Source organism: Bacillus sp. FSL M8-0025, assembly GCF_037975475.1.
Classification (GTDB): Bacteria; Bacillota; Bacilli; order Bacillales; family Bacillaceae; genus Bacillus; species Bacillus subtilis.
In genome coordinates this window covers 3,057,540-3,072,737 of record NZ_CP150258.1, presented here as the reverse complement: position 1 = coordinate 3,072,737, position 15,198 = coordinate 3,057,540, and the positions used below count along the sequence as shown (strand labels likewise).

The following is a 15,198-nucleotide window of genomic DNA, read 5'->3' as shown; positions in this document are numbered from 1 at the left end:
GAAATAAGACATGTGTGATATAATTTTAAATTGCGTATAAACAGATATTTAATTTAACTTAGGAGTTGTTATGAATGGCAGCAAAATTTGAAGTGGGCAGTGTTTACACTGGTAAAGTTACAGGATTACAAGCGTATGGTGCGTTTGTTGCATTAGATGAAGAAACTCAAGGTTTAGTACACATTTCTGAAGTGACTCACGGTTTCGTAAAAGATATCAACGAGCACCTTTCAGTTGGCGACGAAGTACAAGTAAAAGTACTTGCTGTTGATGAAGAAAAAGGCAAAATCAGCCTTTCAATTCGTGCGACACAAGCTGCGCCTGAGAAAAAAGAAAGCAAACCAAGAAAACCTAAAGCTGCTCAAGTAAGCGAAGAAGCTTCTACACCACAAGGTTTCAACACATTAAAAGATAAGCTTGAAGAGTGGATCGAAATGTCCAACCGCAAAGACCTTATCAAAAAATAAGCATGAAAAAAAGCACCGGACAGGAATGTTCGGTGCTTTTGATTTCATGCAAAATCCTATTTCAGCGTGATTGATATCCTATCGCATTTCAGGATTTGCTGCTTCTTCACGTGATCTTTCCTCGTTTGGCTTAAATAGCAGACCGAGGTTGATTAAGCCGGCGATTCCGACAAGTCCGTAAATGATTCGGGAAAGAGCTGACCCTTGGCCGCCGAAGATAGCCGCTACTAAGTCAAATTGGAAAAATCCGATCAGTCCCCAGTTAATGGCGCCAATGATGGTTAATACAAGACAAATTCTTTGAATGGTACTCATGTTTTGCAACCTCCTCCATGAATTATTAAAACAGTTATAGATTGTGACATATTGGAGAATCTATACATGCATTCTCCATATGAGGGAAGCTGGCCTGCCCTCGCTTATATCAGCTTCTTTCCCAGCATCTTGCAAAATAAAACCATCTGGTATGCTGATCGGTGAGAGCTGATTGCTTTACATGTGGTGAGGACATTCTGCATAATAAAAAATCTAAGGAGGAGATGTCATGCAAAACTTTACATACTGGAATCCGACCAAATTAATTTTCGGGCGCGGCGAAGTGGAAAGACTTCCGGAGGAACTCAAACCTTACGGAAAAAACGTATTGCTTGTGTACGGAGGCGGCAGCATTAAACGCAGCGGCCTGTATGATCAAGTGATTGAACAGCTGAATAAAGCCGGAGCGACCGTGCATGAATTAGCAGGTGTGGAACCGAATCCTCGTGTGTCGACTGTTAATAAAGGTGTTGCCATCTGTAAAGAACAAAACATTGATTTCTTGCTGGCTGTCGGAGGCGGAAGTGTAATCGACTGTACAAAAGCGATTGCCGCAGGAGCGAAGTATGATGGTGATGCGTGGGATATCGTTACGAAAAAGCATCAGCCAAAAGATGCTTTGCCATTCGGAACGGTATTGACTCTCGCTGCGACTGGTTCAGAAATGAACTCGGGATCTGTTATTACAAACTGGGAAACAAAAGAAAAATACGGCTGGGGCAGCCCGCTCGTATTCCCTAAATTTTCGATTCTTGATCCGGTGAATACATTCACCGTACCTAAAAACCACACGATCTACGGGATGGTTGACATGATGAGCCACGTATTCGAACAATACTTCCATCATGTATCAAACACGCCGTATCAGGACCGCATGTGTGAATCACTTTTGCGTACAGTCATTGAAACAGCGCCTAAGCTGATCAATGATCTCGAAAATTACGAATTGCGTGAGACGATCCTGTACACAGGAACAATCGCATTAAACGGCATGCTTTCTATGGGGGCAAGAGGGGATTGGGCTACTCATAATATTGAACATGCAGTATCAGCCGTTTATGATATTCCGCATGCCGGCGGACTGGCAATTTTGTTCCCGAACTGGATGAGACACACATTGTCTGAAAACCCTGCCCGCATGAAACAGCTTGCAGTTCGCGTGTTTGATGTTGAAGAAGCAGGTAAAACGGATGAAGAAATTGCCCTTGAAGGTATCGATAAGCTGTCCGCATTCTGGACAAGCCTTGGCGCTCCGAACCGTCTTGCTGATTATGATATTAATGATGAGCAGCTTGACACAATTGCTGACAAGGCAATGGCTAACGGTACATTCGGCCAATTTAAATCACTCAACAAAGAAGACGTGCTGTCAATTTTGAAAGCATCTCTATAAAAAAGGGGAAATAGCCGTTTGGCTGCTTCCCTTTTTCTTTTTGTCAACTTATGTTACAATGGAAAATCTGTTTTTTACCAGCATCATTTGGAGGTTTTACTATGGAAAATTTCACTTATTATAATCCGACAAAGCTGATTTTTGGAAAAGGTCAGCTTGATCAATTAAGAAAAGAATTCAAACAATACGGCAAGAATGTACTGCTTGTTTACGGGGGCGGCAGCATTAAACGCAACGGCCTTTATGATCAAGTCACAGGCATTTTAAAAGAAGAGGGCGCTGTTGTTCATGAGCTGTCAGGTGTAGAGCCGAACCCGCGTCTTGCAACAGTGGAAAAAGGCATAGGACTTTGCAGAGAGCATGACATTGATTTTCTGCTTGCTGTCGGCGGAGGCAGTGTGATTGACTGTACAAAGGCAATCGCAGCTGGCGTCAAATACGATGGCGACGCTTGGGATATTTTCAGCAAAAAAGTAACAGCGGAGGATGCGCTGCCGTTTGGAACTGTTTTAACTCTTGCTGCAACAGGGTCTGAAATGAACCCAGATTCCGTGATTACAAACTGGGAAACAAACGAGAAATTTGTATGGGGCAGCAATGTCACTCATCCGCGTTTCTCTATTTTAGACCCTGAAAATACGTTCACCGTTCCAGAAAATCAAACAGTATACGGCATGGTTGACATGATGAGCCACGTATTCGAACAATATTTCCATAATGTTGAAAACACGCCGCTTCAGGATAGAATGTGCTTTGCTGTTTTGCAGACGGTCATCGAAACAGCTCCTAAGCTTCTTGAAGATTTGGAAAACTACAAACTTCGTGAAACGATTTTGTACGCTGGTACTATTGCTTTAAACGGCACGCTCCAAATGGGCTACTTTGGTGACTGGGCTTCTCATACAATGGAACACGCTGTTTCAGCTGTATATGATATTCCGCACGCGGGCGGTTTGGCGATACTGTTCCCAAACTGGATGAGATACACGCTTGATACAAATGTAGGCCGTTTTAAAAACCTTATGCTCAACATGTTTGACATTGATACTGAAGGCAAAACAGATAAAGAAATTGCGCTTGAAGGAATCGATAAACTGTCTGCGTTCTGGACAAGCCTCGGTGCACCTTCTCGTCTTGCTGATTACAATATTGGAGAAGAAAAGCTTGAGCTGATTGCTGATATCGCAGCCAAGGAAATGGAACACGGCGGCTTCGGCAACTTCCAAAAACTGAACAAAGATGACGTGCTTGCCATCCTTCGCGCGTCTCTATAAACTCAAAGGGCGGAATCCAGTCATTCCGCCCTTTCTTCTTGACTTGATTTCACAGATAAGTTCATATAAAGTGAAAGATGAAAACATTATACCGTTATGGAGGGACAAGCAATGACGCATGTACGCTTTGACTACTCAAAAGCGTTGACTTTCTTCAACGAACATGAACTTACATATCTGCGGGACTTTGTAAAAACAGCACACCATAATATCCATGAAAAAACAGGCGCGGGCAGCGATTTTCTAGGCTGGGTGGACCTCCCTGAACATTATGATAAAGAAGAATTCGCGCGCATCAAAAAAAGCGCGGAAAAAATCAAATCTGACTCTGATGTCTTGCTTGTTGTCGGCATTGGCGGTTCTTATCTAGGAGCGCGGGCAGCGATTGAAGCGCTGAATCACGCGTTTTATAACACTTTGCCAAAAGCAAAACGCGGCAATCCGCAAGTCATTTTTATCGGGAACAACATCAGTTCATCTTATATGAGAGACGTCATGGATCTTCTTGAAGATGTTGACTTCTCTATTAATGTGATTTCTAAATCAGGTACGACAACTGAACCTGCAATCGCTTTCCGTATTTTCCGCAAGCTTCTTGAAGAGAAATACGGTAAAGAAGAAGCGAAAGCGCGGATTTATGCAACAACTGATAAAGAGCGCGGCGCATTAAAAACGCTTTCTAACGAAGAAGGCTTCGAATCATTTGTTATTCCTGACGATGTCGGCGGCCGTTATTCAGTTTTAACAGCTGTAGGTCTCTTGCCGATTGCTGTCAGCGGCGTCAACATTGATGACATGATGAAAGGCGCCCTGGATGCGAGCAAAGATTTTGCAACATCTGAACTGGAAGATAACCCAGCATACCAATATGCGGTTGTTCGCAATGTCCTTTATAATAAGGGCAAAACAATTGAAATGCTCATCAACTACGAACCGGCGCTTCAATACTTTGCGGAATGGTGGAAGCAGCTGTTCGGAGAAAGCGAAGGGAAAGATGAGAAGGGCATTTATCCTTCTTCAGCGAACTATTCAACAGACCTTCATTCTTTAGGCCAGTATGTACAAGAAGGCCGCAGAGATTTATTCGAAACGGTCCTGAACGTAGAGAAACCTAAACATGAACTGACAATTGAGGAAGCGGATAACGATCTTGACGGCTTGAACTATTTAGCCGGTAAAACTGTTGATTTCGTTAACAAAAAAGCATTCCAAGGTACAATGCTTGCCCATACAGACGGAAATGTTCCGAACTTAATCGTTAACATTCCTGAGCTGAATGCATATACTTTTGGATACCTTGTATATTTCTTCGAAAAAGCCTGCGCGATGAGCGGTTACCTCCTTGGCGTCAATCCGTTTGACCAGCCTGGTGTAGAAGCGTATAAAGTCAATATGTTTGCGTTACTCGGCAAACCTGGCTTTGAAGAGAAAAAAGCAGAGCTTGAAAAACGTCTGGAAGATTAATGTGAGAAAGCTGACTGGCATTTGCCGGTCGGCTTTTTATAAAATCAGAAAGGTGCTGATGTTCATGAAACAATTGGTTAAACATCTCATCATTGCCGGTTTTTCTGCAGCTATTTTAAGTTTCCTTATCTCCTTTGATGCCGTGTATACAGAGTTTTCTTCAAGCTTTGGCGGCACGCTGTCACATTTTTTCATCCACGCCTTTCTTCTCATTGGTTTGCCGCTTGCCCTTTTTACCGATGCGGTACATCGGATTTTGCATTTAAAACGAACCCATACTCTTTTCACTAAATTAGGACTCTATGCAACGGTTGTTTATGTGTCTTGGGATTCAGCTGTATGGCTTGCAGCGGCAATGACTGTTTACTTCTTAATTGAATGCGCTTTCTTTTCTGTTGGCCGCGCGAAAGAAACAACGATTTCCATGTAGGCGCCTCTGAATGAAGTCTTGTTCGGCAGGACAGGATAAGTGAAAAAAGGGGCATTCTGATGATACCAATACCTTCCGCGATAGATGGGCAGTCTTTTCTGCTTCAAGAACTGGAACAAGTGATGAAGCCGCTCGGTTATGTGATAAACGGCGGCTGGGAATACGATCATGGCTACTTTGATTATAAAATTGATGATAGAGACGGCTATTTATTTTTAAGAATTCCCGTCAATGCGGTACAGGGCAGTCTCGATGAACGAGGGGCGGCCGTCCGGATCGGAACGCCATTTATGCTGAGACAGGTGTTTCAGGCGGATGTTGACGATCACGCCGAGGGAGGGCCTTTCCAATCACTGTTTAATCAATTTTCCGAACCGGAAAGGCGGGACGCGGAAATTGATCCGGCATTTTTGGATATCGGCGCCTCTCTCGTGAAAGAATTGGAGGATGTTCTGTTACACTAGATGGCAAGGAATTGATCTGTTTCGAGCACCTTGTATGTAAGAGGAGGGGAAAGCATCGGCCCCTCCTTTTTTTGTACGCCTATAATTGTTGTGTTGTGATCAAGGAAATAGAGAACACAGGTTTTGTAAGCCGCTCCCTTTAGTTCGTCAGGAACAGCAAGAAGCTCCACATGCTGATCAAGTGTCAGCTTGATTCCGTTCTGCTGTTTAGGCGGCCGTAACTTGACTTGGTAATGCTGCAGCATCGCCCGGCTGATAAATTCTGAAGTTCCGATGATTTGGTTTGCGCCTGCCCGCTCTGCATTTGTGACAAAACGGTCAGTCAAAATCTCGACGATGCAGTAAGCAAGGGGATTAAGCCCTTTAACAGATAAAAGAGTCAGCACTGACAGCATATCAGCATCAGTTTCACTTTTATACTGATCGGCAGTAATCATCACTGATTCCGCTTCAGTAATATTGGCCCGTTTCAGTGTCCCATCATCGGCAGCGTGCCCGCGTATGAAATGAACGTTTTCAATAAGCGGGCCTTCTGTTAAGGATTCATCGATTAGTACGACTGTTTTGGAAGGGGCGGCAAGCTGAAGGTCCTTCAAAAGCCGGTTTGTTTTTTCATTCCACCCGATCAGAATGATGTGGTCCCGGCCTTTGTAAGCAACTTTTCCTTCGATGTAGCGATGCTGTCTGCTGAATGCGGCCGCTGATAACGTAGCGAAATATGCTGTGACAAAGCTTGCTCCGCTCAAAATCAGCAGTATTCCGGCTGCCTGTCCCAGCGGCGTGTGCGGCACATAGTCTCCATAACCGACTGTCGAAACTGTAACGACAGCCCACCAAATGCCTTCGAATACCGAAGTGAACTGCTTAGGCTCAAGAATATAAATGATTTGGCCGAACAAAAGAATCAGACATAAAATAATAACCCCGATTCGGATAAATAACGGCCACCTGAGCCATGAAATAAATATCCGATTTGATTTCATTCTTTTTCTCCTTCTTCAGATACTGAGATGGATAAAATCTGTTTAATAATTGTATTTAATTTCTCATTTAGCTTTTCCTGGCCGTACTTATCTCGGGCCTGCTTCATTAACTCGGCTGTATCATCATCAAGCTGAATAAGCGGTTCATCAATTTCCGATTCATTATACAGCTGGATAAACGCGTCCAGTCCTTCATTCATTCGGTCGATTGCTGTGCTCAGCTGTTCCTTTTCCTCACTCGTCACTTTCATAGCTTCCATCACACCCGTGCTTTTTTCTAACAGTATGTCCCACTTCCGGTGATGTTTTTCAAAAAATGTACAAAACATATAAAACCGGATTTCTCCATAAACTAAAACAAAAAGGATGAAAAAGATGACGATCTTTCAAAGAACGATCGTGGTTTTGATCGGTACACAGCTGGCGGCATCCGCGGTGATTTTGTTTATTTTCGATTTGAATTCATATAATCACTTTTCCGGCAGCTTCTCCTGGTTTTATTTTCTGAAAGAACTGGCCGGCGGTTTCGCCTTTTATTTGTTTTCAGCAGGCCTGTTCTTTTTGCTGATTGGATTCTGTGCTCCAAGCCGGAAGAAAAAGCGCATTTCTGTACACGGGAAAGAAAACTCATTAAAATAATCGTAATAGAGAAATGATCATGGAAAAAGGATGATGAAAAAATGCTGTTTATATTTTTAACAATAGCCGCATTGGGATTGTCGTTTTGGGCACAATTTAAAGTAAAGAGCAACTTTGAAAAATATTCAAAAGTGGAAGCCTCAAGCGGACGTACAGGGGCAGAAACGGCAAGACGGATTTTAGATATAAACGGTCTTTACGACGTGCCGGTCGAACCGGTAAGAGGCACTTTAACAGACCATTACGACCCGACAAGACGGGTGGTGCGTTTATCTGAGCCGGTCTATTACGGCCGCTCAATTTCCGCCATATCCGTAGCTTCCCATGAAGTCGGACATGCCTTGCAGCATCAGGAGTCATATGGTGCGCTTGTGCTGAGACATAAAATCTTCCCAGTCGTGAATTTTGCATCCGGTGTAGCTCCTTTGCTTTTCTTAGGAGGCATGCTTCTCGGCAGCCTGAATTTGATCGGGCTTGGCATCATACTGTTTTCAGCGGCAGTCTTTTTCCAGCTGATTACATTGCCTGTCGAATTCAATGCAAGTTCACGCGCCAAGCAGATTATTGTGTCAGAAGGATTCATCCGAAACAATGAAGAAAATGGGGTAAATAAAGTGCTGAGCGCTGCTGCCTTAACGTATGTGGCCGCCGCCCTGGTTTCCCTGTTTGAACTACTTCGTTTTGTGATGATTTTCTTAAACGGTCGTGATGAGAATTAACGTTAAGGAGGTGGCCCCTTACCATTTATGGTAAGGGCTTTTTTTGCTTATTTTACAATTGATCGCCATTTTTGTTTTGATTGGCATTACGGCTGTTTTCGTTGCAGCGGAATTTGCGATCGTCAAAATCAGAGGTTCAAAAATCAATCAGCTCATCGAAAGCGGTGACAGCCGAGCGCTAGCCGCACATAAAATCATCTCCAATCTTGACGAGTATTTATCAGCCTGCCAGCTCGGGATTACGATTACTGCCCTCGGCCTTGGATGGCTTGGTGAACCTACATTTGAACGTTTTCTTCATCCCTTATTTACAATGACAGGCATGCCGGAACCGTTTAACCACATTGTCACATTTGTAGTTGCATTTATCATCGTCACTTTTTTGCATGTGGTGATGGGGGAGCTTGCTCCGAAAACGGTTTCTATTCAAAAAGCTGAAGCTGTAAGCTTATGGATTGCAAAGCCGCTGATCTGGTTTTATAAAATCACGTACCCGTTTATTAAAGCATTAAACGGCTCTGCAAGTTTTCTTGTGAAATTGTTTGGCTTTCATTCAGTAAAGGAGCATCAGGTTGTCATCAGCGAGGAGGAACTAAGACTGATCCTTTCAGAAAGCTATGAAAAGGGAGAAATTAATCAGTCTGAATTCCGTTATGTAAATAAGATTTTTGAATTTGACAACCGGGTAGCGAGAGAGATTATGATTCCGCGGACAGAAATTGCGGTTATCTCTCTGGAGCAGTCGCTTGAAGAGGCAATTCATCACATCATTAATGAACGGTATACACGCTACCCTGTCATCAAAGATGACAAGGATCATATTTTAGGGATCATCAACAGCAAAGATATGTTTAAAGCTTATTTTCTCGGCCAGCCGATAAAGCTGGAGCAAATCATGAGGCCCGTTATCAGAGTCATTGAAAGCATTCCTGTTCAACAGCTTTTAATCCGCATGCAGAAGGAGCGGATTCACATGGCGATTCTCGTCGATGAATACGGGGGAACGGCGGGGCTTGTCACTGTAGAGGATATTATAGAGGAAATCGTCGGGGAAATCCGCGATGAGTATGATCAGGATGAAACACCGCACATCCTGAAAAAGGGCGAGCACCATTATGTGATGGATGGAAAAGCGCTAATAGACGAAGTGAATGACCTTCTCGACATTGCGATTGAAAATGAAGAAATTGATACGATTGCAGGCTGGCTTCTAACGCAAAAAATGGAGCTGAAAGCAGGAGATGTGATACACGCGGAGGGCTGTGAATTTAAAATCCTCGACGCCGAAGATCATCACATCCGTTTTGTAGAAATTAAAAAAACTAATTTTTAATAAAAAACAGCCGGGGAACGAACGGCTGTTTTTTGTGTCATCAAGTCATTTCTTAAAAAGCAATGCTGTAAAGCCTTTTTTCTACATAGGATATATAAGATGGACACTGGGAAGGAGTGGCTGTATGAAAAAGGCTTGGTGGAAGGAAGCCGTTGTTTATCAAATTTACCCCCGCAGTTTTAAAGATTCAAATGGCGATGGAATCGGGGATATTCAAGGAATCAGATCCAAGCTTTCTTACATAAAAGAGCTGGGCGCTGACGTCATATGGATTTGCCCGCTGTATGATTCACCGAATGCCGATAATGGCTATGATATCCGGGATTATCAAAACATATTAAGCGAGTTTGGCACGATGGAAGACTTTGACGAGCTGCTTGGTGACATTCATGATCTGGATATGAAGCTGATTATGGATCTCGTTGTGAACCACACAAGCGACGAACATCCATGGTTCATAGAATCCCGTTCATCCATACACTCGGAAAAGCGCGACTGGTATATTTGGAAAGACGGCAAAAACGGAAAAACGCCCAACAATTGGGAAAGCATTTTCGGCGGGCCGGCTTGGGAGTATGATCAAAAGACAAGCCAGTATTATCTGCACCTTTTTGATAAAAAACAGCCTGATTTGAATTGGGAAAATGAAAAGGTGAGGAATGCTGTTTATGACATGATCAATTGGTGGCTTGATAAAGGAATTGACGGATTTCGGGTGGATGCCATTACGCATATTAAGAAAAAAGAAGGGTTTCCCGACATGCCGAATCCAAAGGGGCTGGACTATGTCCCTTCCTTTCCTTATCATATGAATGCTGACGGTATTATGGATTTTTTAACAGATCTGAAGGAAAACACATTTTCCCGCTATCCGATTATGACAGTTGGTGAAGCAAACGGCGTCGCTGCAAAAGAAGCAGCTGATTGGGCTGGAGAAAAAAACGGCATATTCAGCATGATTTTTCAATTTGAGCATCTCGGCCTGTGGGATGTAGAGATCAATGAAAGTATTGATATCGTTGCATTTAAACGAATTTTAACTGACTGGCAGGACAGTCTGGAAGGGATCGGCTGGAATGCTTTGTTTATGGAGAATCACGACCAGCCCCGTTCAGTTTCTGTGTGGGGAGACGACGGAGTGTACCTGAAAGAAAGTGCAAAAGCGCTTTCCGCTGTTTATTTTCTCATGAAAGGCACACCGTTTATTTATCAGGGACAGGAACTCGGGATGACGAACGTGGCTTTTCCCTCTATTGAGGACTATGATGATGTCGCAATGAAACGCCTGTATGAAACAAAAACAGCGAAAGGCACATCACACGAGGATGTGATGAAGATTGTCTGGAAAAAGGGAAGAGACAATTCGCGAACGCCGATGCAATGGAGTGCTGGTCCATACGCCGGATTTTCTGAGGCCAAACCGTGGATCGGAATCAATGAGAATTACAAATGGCTGAATGCCGAGGCGCAAAAAAACGATAAAACATCCGTTTACCATTTTTACAAAAGCTTGATCAAGCTGCGCCAAACATATGATGTTTTTATTAACGGGACATACGAGCTCATTTTACCGGAAGATCAGCAAATCTTTGCATATCTTCGGAAAAACGAGAGCCATACTGCACTGATTGCGGCCAATCTGACAGGAACACCGGCGTTGTTCAGGCACTCTGGATTGCCATTGTCATCAGATGCACTCGTCTTGTCAAATATTGAAACAGAGCCGCACAAGCATATGACATCAGTACTCTTAAAGCCGTATGAAGCAAGAATATATCTATGGTGCTAAACTCCAGCCTTAGACTGGAGTTTTTTTGTTTTAACGGGTTTATGAGAGCGGTTTAACAGGAAAAAAAAGAACACAGAACGAATTAAGCGATGAGAGCGGACAAACGAAAGGAGAAACAAATGCTGAAAACACTGCAAATCAAAACAACCAAACGAGATGAAATGATTGATATCACCCGGGAGGTGGAAGCGTTTCTTCAAGAAACAGGTATAACGAGCGGCGCAGCGCTGATTTACTGTCCGCATACGACTGCGGGCATTACAATTAATGAAAATGCCGATCCGGACGTCAAAAAAGATATGCTCAGAAGGTTTGATGAGGTATATCCGTGGGAACATGAGCTGGACCGCCATATGGAGGGCAATACAGCTGCACACATGAAGTCGAGTACAGTCGGAGCTTCACAGCATGTCATTGTGGAAAACGGCCGGCTCATTCTTGGAACGTGGCAGGGCATTTATTTCTGCGAATTTGACGGCCCTCGCACCCGGACATGCTATATCAAAATGATGGGATAATAGGCTGTTTTTTATGACAAAAGCATGATCGCTGAACAAGCGCCGATAGCCGGAGGGCCTGTCACACCCGCCCACGCTGCGGCTTTATCGAATGAAGGCGCGCTTGGCATTCGTCCATATGCGAAATAAAAAGCGCGGGAAAGAGACACGCGCCTCATCCTTTGTTTTCAGGAAAGCCTGCATGAGGGATAGTCAATCAATGGATGTGAACGTACCGAGCTTTGCCGAACGTAACTTGATAAACTGAGGTGACAGATATGAACATTCTTCAATACTCTTATAAAAAAAGAGGGAAAATTGAGTTTGTATTTGAAGGCTGGCCTCACTCAAAAGTTACAATGGTTCCTATCAAAGGCTACTATTTTGTCCGCTTTATCAAATGGAGCAGCCTGGATCCAATCGTGACAAGAAATGACCTTGAAAAAATGGAGTGGGCTGCGAACCAATATTTCGGCACAGCCCCCTTCTATCGAAAACGAAAGGCATTTGAAACCCCATCGTCCGGAAAATAGGCGATGGGGCTTTTTAGCGGACGATGCGGAAAAGAGACGGAACATCCAGTCTGGTCGCCTGAGACAGAAGGTAGGCTGACTGTAAGGCTCCTTTTTTCCTAAAAGAATTCAGCTTATCTATAATTTGCTTTCCGTTTAAGATTCCAAGACCATGGGCAAAATATTTATCTTCCCCCAGTAAAATCACATTTTCGCCTCTCCATTGTGCTTTTTGCGGATCAAATTCAGGATTCTTAAAATACAAACAATCTCCAAGGAAAAAGTGGTGTCCTGTTTCCGTATAGATCGGCAATTTCTCATAATGCCAGTCATATAAAATAATTCTGTCAAAGCTGGCATTGAATTTATCTTCTCCGATTGTATCGATTAAGGCCAAGTAATAAATGATAACGATTGCGGTTGCGCATTCAAACGCATAAAACGGGCCGTTCTCTGCAATGTCCCGAATCGCTTTTGAAGGCGGCATTCTGTATTTCAGCTCCAAGGCGCCCTCCGGTGAAACCCTCCAATACGTTGTATTCCCGTATGTTTTTAAAAAAGTGGCAAACTTCGCCCCGCTTTTGTGCAGCGTCTTTGCCGCTGCTACAATATTCATCCGCAGTTTAAGCTCAAACATCAGTTCAGCAATTGAATGATAATCAAACTGAACAGGCGTCTCAATCATCTCTTTTAACAGCGGGTTCAGATTTTGATCAATCTGCCAATTTTCAATATCCTGGGGACGGAGCAATTGTCCTGATACAATAATCATGTTTAGCCCCCCTTGTTTTTTATAAGATATGCAAAGAGCTTGGGCAATGAAAGCTAAAAAGGCAGAAGACTGCCAAAAAGAACTTCTTCCATTTTTTATTTTAAAACTTTTTTAAGCAGCCGATATATACTGTATCAAACCTGAAGGAGCAAGTGACATGAAGACTTTTATCAATTGGCTGAAGAAACCGTCTATTTCAAAGAAATTAATCGTCTCATTTATTGCGATTCTCATTATCCCTATTCTTATATTAGAATTTAGCTCTTACCGAAGCGCCAGCGGAAAGCTGGATCAGGAAATTATGGGAAATGCGAAAAACAGTGTCGATACATTTAATACAACTGTTACAAATGATCTGGGAGAAAAAGCGAAAGCAGTCACCTTTTTCAGTGAATCTCTTAAAAGGTCCGCATTCAAAGGGAAATCCAATCAAGAAGAGATCAAAGCTAAATTTTCACAATATGTATCTATTAATCAAGGAGTAGCCAGAATTTATGGGGGCGCAGATAACGGCACTTACGTACAAGCGCCAAAAGAAAAATTGCCGGAAGGATACGACCCGAGACAACGCCCTTGGTACCAGGATGCGATGAAGGCCGGCGGTGAAATTGTCGTGACAGATCCTTACGTGGCTGCGAGTGACGGAAGCATGGTCATTACCATTGCACAGGAGCTGAAGGACGGATCTGGCGTTGTCGCCATGGATATTACCATTGATAAATTGTTAGAACAAATGAAACAAATCAAGGTCGGAAAAGAAGGTTATGCTTTCATTGCAACAAAAAACAAAACCTATGTCGCCCACAAGAACCATAAGGCTGGAGAAAAGCTTTCAGGCGACTGGGTAGCCAAAATGTATGCGAATGACAGCGGTGAACTCCAGTATACTCTTAATAACGAAGATAAAAAGATGACCTATACTACAAACGAACTGACTGGTTGGAAAATAGCCGGCACAATGTATATGGATGAAATTAAGGATGCCTCAAAGTCTGTGCTGACTACAGGAATGATTGTGCTGATTGCTTCCATTGTGGCAGGCGGAATTTTAATTCTGTTTATCGTTCGTTCAATTACAAAACCGTTAAAACGTCTTGTTCAATCATCGAAAACGATCAGCAGGGGGGATCTGACCGAAACGATCGAAATCCATTCAAAGGATGAGCTTGGGGAGCTTGGGGAAAGCTTCAATGAAATGGGACAATCTCTCCGCTCGCTGATCAGCGCTATTCAGGACTCGGTGAACAATGTGGTCGCATCTTCCGAACAGCTTACCGCATCTGCCGGGCAGACGAGTAAAGCCACCGAGCATATTACGATGGCGATTGAGCAGTTCTCAAACGGAAACGAGGAGCAAAGCGAAAAGGTTGAATCCAGCTCTCATCAGCTGAACTTAATGAATGAAGGACTCCAGCAAGTCTCACAAACATCGTCAGATATTACAAAGGCATCGATCCAATCAACGGAAATCGCCGGAACGGGTGAGAAGTTTGTGCAGCAGACAGTCGGACAAATGAACTCGATTAATCAATCTGTTCAGCAGGCTGAAGCTGTTGTCAAAGGCTTAGAAGGAAAATCAAAAGACATCACAAGCATTTTGAGAGTCATCAACGGAATCGCTGACCAAACAAATCTGCTTGCACTAAACGCAGCCATTGAAGCGGCGCGTGCCGGAGAGTCAGGACGCGGCTTCTCTGTCGTAGCGGAGGAAGTGCGCAAGCTGGCTGTCCAATCAGCCGATTCAGCAAAAGAAATCGAAAAGCTGATCCAAGAAATCGTCGCAGAAATCGAAACCTCTCTTCACATGTTTAAAGAGGTCAATCAGGAAGTACAGTCCGGACTTGTTGTCACAGACAATACAAAAGAAAGCTTCCAGAGCATTTTCAGCATGACAAACGAAATCGCGGGCAAGCTGCAGACGATGAATTCCACCGTCGAGCAGCTGTCAGACCGTTCACAGCATGTTTCAGCAGCAGTCAGCGGCATTGCAGACGTGTCGAAAGAAAGCTCGGCTAGCATCCAGGACATTGCCGCATCAGCTGAAGAACAGCTTGCTTCCATGGAAGAAATCAGTTCCTCAGCGACCACTCTTGCGCAGATGGCAGAAGAGCTTCGTGATCTGACGAAACAATTTAAAATCGAGTAAA

The 15,198-nt window shown here is 43.6% G+C and carries 17 protein-coding genes and 1 pseudogene; 14 read left to right on the top strand and 4 right to left on the bottom strand.

Annotated elements, in window-relative coordinates:
* Positions 1-74: 74 nt before the first annotated feature.
* Complete coding sequence (gene yugI, locus MKX38_RS15970; RefSeq protein WP_003228864.1) at positions 75-467, top strand: S1 domain-containing post-transcriptional regulator GSP13; 393 nt, start codon at positions 75-77, stop codon at positions 465-467.
* Between the two features lie 78 nt (positions 468-545).
* On the opposite strand, the gene MKX38_RS15965 is transcribed toward yugI, so the two are convergent.
* Positions 546-782, bottom strand: coding sequence for a DUF378 domain-containing protein (locus MKX38_RS15965; protein WP_003220771.1), 237 nt, complete (start codon positions 780-782; stop codon positions 546-548).
* 229 nt (positions 783-1,011) lie between these two features.
* Between MKX38_RS15965 and MKX38_RS15960 the strand changes: the two genes are divergently transcribed.
* The 5 genes from MKX38_RS15960 to MKX38_RS15940 all read left to right on the top strand — a co-directional run bounded on the left by MKX38_RS15960 (position 1,012) and on the right by MKX38_RS15940 (position 5,807).
* Positions 1,012-2,175 (top strand): iron-containing alcohol dehydrogenase, encoded by a 1,164-nt coding sequence (locus MKX38_RS15960; RefSeq protein WP_003228869.1) that lies wholly within the window; start codon positions 1,012-1,014, stop codon positions 2,173-2,175.
* 101 nt (positions 2,176-2,276) lie between these two features.
* Positions 2,277-3,449: an iron-containing alcohol dehydrogenase gene (locus tag MKX38_RS15955; protein WP_032722419.1), complete on the top strand. Its 1,173-nt coding sequence runs from the start codon at positions 2,277-2,279 to the stop codon at positions 3,447-3,449.
* Positions 3,450-3,560: 111 nt separating this feature from the next.
* Positions 3,561-4,913 carry a glucose-6-phosphate isomerase gene (locus MKX38_RS15950; protein WP_003243401.1) on the top strand — a complete coding sequence of 451 codons (1,353 nt, stop codon included), beginning with the start codon at positions 3,561-3,563 and terminating at the stop codon, positions 4,911-4,913.
* A gap of 58 nt (positions 4,914-4,971) precedes the next feature.
* Positions 4,972-5,343: a hypothetical protein gene (locus tag MKX38_RS15945; RefSeq protein ID WP_074794719.1), complete on the top strand. Its 372-nt coding sequence runs from the start codon at positions 4,972-4,974 to the stop codon at positions 5,341-5,343.
* Positions 5,344-5,402: 59 nt separating this feature from the next.
* Positions 5,403-5,807 carry a YugN-like family protein gene (locus MKX38_RS15940; RefSeq protein ID WP_003228878.1) on the top strand — a complete coding sequence of 135 codons (405 nt, stop codon included), beginning with the start codon at positions 5,403-5,405 and terminating at the stop codon, positions 5,805-5,807.
* On the opposite strand, the gene kbfO is transcribed toward MKX38_RS15940, so the two are convergent.
* On the bottom strand, positions 5,804-6,790 hold the full coding sequence (gene kbfO, locus MKX38_RS15935) for a potassium channel protein KbfO (protein WP_029318503.1): 987 nt from the start codon (positions 6,788-6,790) through the stop codon (positions 5,804-5,806). The two genes, MKX38_RS15940 and kbfO, sit on opposite strands and share 4 nt — an antisense overlap.
* A complete protein-coding gene (mstX, locus tag MKX38_RS15930; RefSeq protein ID WP_021480479.1) occupies positions 6,787-7,119 on the bottom strand; it encodes a biofilm formation protein MstX in 333 nt (110 codons plus the stop codon). Before mstX ends, kbfO begins: the two co-directional genes overlap by 4 nt.
* A gap of 46 nt (positions 7,120-7,165) precedes the next feature.
* On the opposite strand from mstX, the gene MKX38_RS15925 reads away from it, so the two are divergent.
* From MKX38_RS15925 to MKX38_RS15895, 7 genes and pseudogenes are all read left to right on the top strand, one after another.
* On the top strand, positions 7,166-7,429 hold the full coding sequence (locus MKX38_RS15925; protein ID WP_085185954.1) for a hypothetical protein: 264 nt from the start codon (positions 7,166-7,168) through the stop codon (positions 7,427-7,429).
* 41 nt (positions 7,430-7,470) lie between these two features.
* Complete coding sequence (locus MKX38_RS15920) at positions 7,471-8,148, top strand: zinc metallopeptidase (RefSeq protein WP_003228889.1); 678 nt, start codon at positions 7,471-7,473, stop codon at positions 8,146-8,148.
* A 43-nt stretch (positions 8,149-8,191) separates the two neighbouring features.
* The gene (locus MKX38_RS15915; RefSeq protein WP_339187691.1) at positions 8,192-9,481 is read left to right on the top strand and encodes a hemolysin family protein; all 1,290 of its coding nucleotides are present in this window, start codon (positions 8,192-8,194) and stop codon (positions 9,479-9,481) included.
* A 124-nt stretch (positions 9,482-9,605) separates the two neighbouring features.
* Entirely contained in the window at positions 9,606-11,270 is a 1,665-nt protein-coding gene (locus tag MKX38_RS15910) for an alpha-glucosidase (RefSeq protein WP_339187689.1), read from the top strand.
* A 25-nt stretch (positions 11,271-11,295) separates the two neighbouring features.
* Positions 11,296-11,430: pseudogene (locus MKX38_RS15905) on the top strand (hypothetical protein).
* The gene (locus tag MKX38_RS15900) at positions 11,390-11,788 is read left to right on the top strand and encodes a secondary thiamine-phosphate synthase enzyme YjbQ (RefSeq protein WP_003243483.1); all 399 of its coding nucleotides are present in this window, start codon (positions 11,390-11,392) and stop codon (positions 11,786-11,788) included. Before MKX38_RS15905 ends, MKX38_RS15900 begins: the two are co-directional and overlap by 41 nt.
* Positions 11,789-12,045: 257 nt before the next feature.
* Positions 12,046-12,300 carry a hypothetical protein gene (locus MKX38_RS15895; protein ID WP_015714605.1) on the top strand — a complete coding sequence of 85 codons (255 nt, stop codon included), beginning with the start codon at positions 12,046-12,048 and terminating at the stop codon, positions 12,298-12,300.
* Between the two features lie 13 nt (positions 12,301-12,313).
* Here the strand turns inward: MKX38_RS15895 and MKX38_RS15890 are convergent, their stop codons facing one another.
* Positions 12,314-13,051, bottom strand: coding sequence for a protein-glutamine gamma-glutamyltransferase (locus MKX38_RS15890; protein WP_003228904.1), 738 nt, complete (start codon positions 13,049-13,051; stop codon positions 12,314-12,316).
* A 157-nt stretch (positions 13,052-13,208) separates the two neighbouring features.
* Here MKX38_RS15890 and mcpB point away from each other — a divergent pair, with 157 nt between their 5' ends.
* On the top strand, positions 13,209-15,197 hold the full coding sequence (gene mcpB / locus MKX38_RS15885) for a methyl-accepting chemotaxis protein McpB (RefSeq protein ID WP_339187687.1): 1,989 nt from the start codon (positions 13,209-13,211) through the stop codon (positions 15,195-15,197).
* Position 15,198: the final 1 nt, after the last annotated feature.

Bases quoted from the DNA above. Each gene is read 5' to 3' on its own strand.
- MKX38_RS15900 (WP_003243483.1), top strand. From the start codon at position 11,390: ATGCTGAAAACACTGCAAATCAAAACAACCAAACGAGATGAAATGATT.
- MKX38_RS15895 (WP_015714605.1), top strand. From the start codon at position 12,046: ATGAACATTCTTCAATACTCTTATAAAAAAAGAGGGAAAATTGAGTTT.
- yugI (WP_003228864.1), top strand. From the start codon at position 75: ATGGCAGCAAAATTTGAAGTGGGCAGTGTTTACACTGGTAAAGTTACA.
- kbfO (WP_029318503.1), bottom strand. From the start codon at position 6,790: ATGAAATCAAATCGGATATTTATTTCATGGCTCAGGTGGCCGTTATTT.
- MKX38_RS15965 (WP_003220771.1), bottom strand. From the start codon at position 782: ATGAGTACCATTCAAAGAATTTGTCTTGTATTAACCATCATTGGCGCC.
- MKX38_RS15920 (WP_003228889.1), top strand. From the start codon at position 7,471: ATGCTGTTTATATTTTTAACAATAGCCGCATTGGGATTGTCGTTTTGG.
- MKX38_RS15950 (WP_003243401.1), top strand. From the start codon at position 3,561: ATGACGCATGTACGCTTTGACTACTCAAAAGCGTTGACTTTCTTCAAC.
- MKX38_RS15960 (WP_003228869.1), top strand. From the start codon at position 1,012: ATGCAAAACTTTACATACTGGAATCCGACCAAATTAATTTTCGGGCGC.
- MKX38_RS15940 (WP_003228878.1), top strand. From the start codon at position 5,403: ATGATACCAATACCTTCCGCGATAGATGGGCAGTCTTTTCTGCTTCAA.
- MKX38_RS15890 (WP_003228904.1), bottom strand. From the start codon at position 13,051: ATGATTATTGTATCAGGACAATTGCTCCGTCCCCAGGATATTGAAAAT.
- MKX38_RS15910 (WP_339187689.1), top strand. From the start codon at position 9,606: ATGAAAAAGGCTTGGTGGAAGGAAGCCGTTGTTTATCAAATTTACCCC.
- MKX38_RS15955 (WP_032722419.1), top strand. From the start codon at position 2,277: ATGGAAAATTTCACTTATTATAATCCGACAAAGCTGATTTTTGGAAAA.
- MKX38_RS15945 (WP_074794719.1), top strand. From the start codon at position 4,972: ATGTTCATGAAACAATTGGTTAAACATCTCATCATTGCCGGTTTTTCT.
- MKX38_RS15925 (WP_085185954.1), top strand. From the start codon at position 7,166: ATGACGATCTTTCAAAGAACGATCGTGGTTTTGATCGGTACACAGCTG.
- mstX (WP_021480479.1), bottom strand. From the start codon at position 7,119: ATGTTTTGTACATTTTTTGAAAAACATCACCGGAAGTGGGACATACTG.
- mcpB (WP_339187687.1), top strand. From the start codon at position 13,209: ATGAAGACTTTTATCAATTGGCTGAAGAAACCGTCTATTTCAAAGAAA.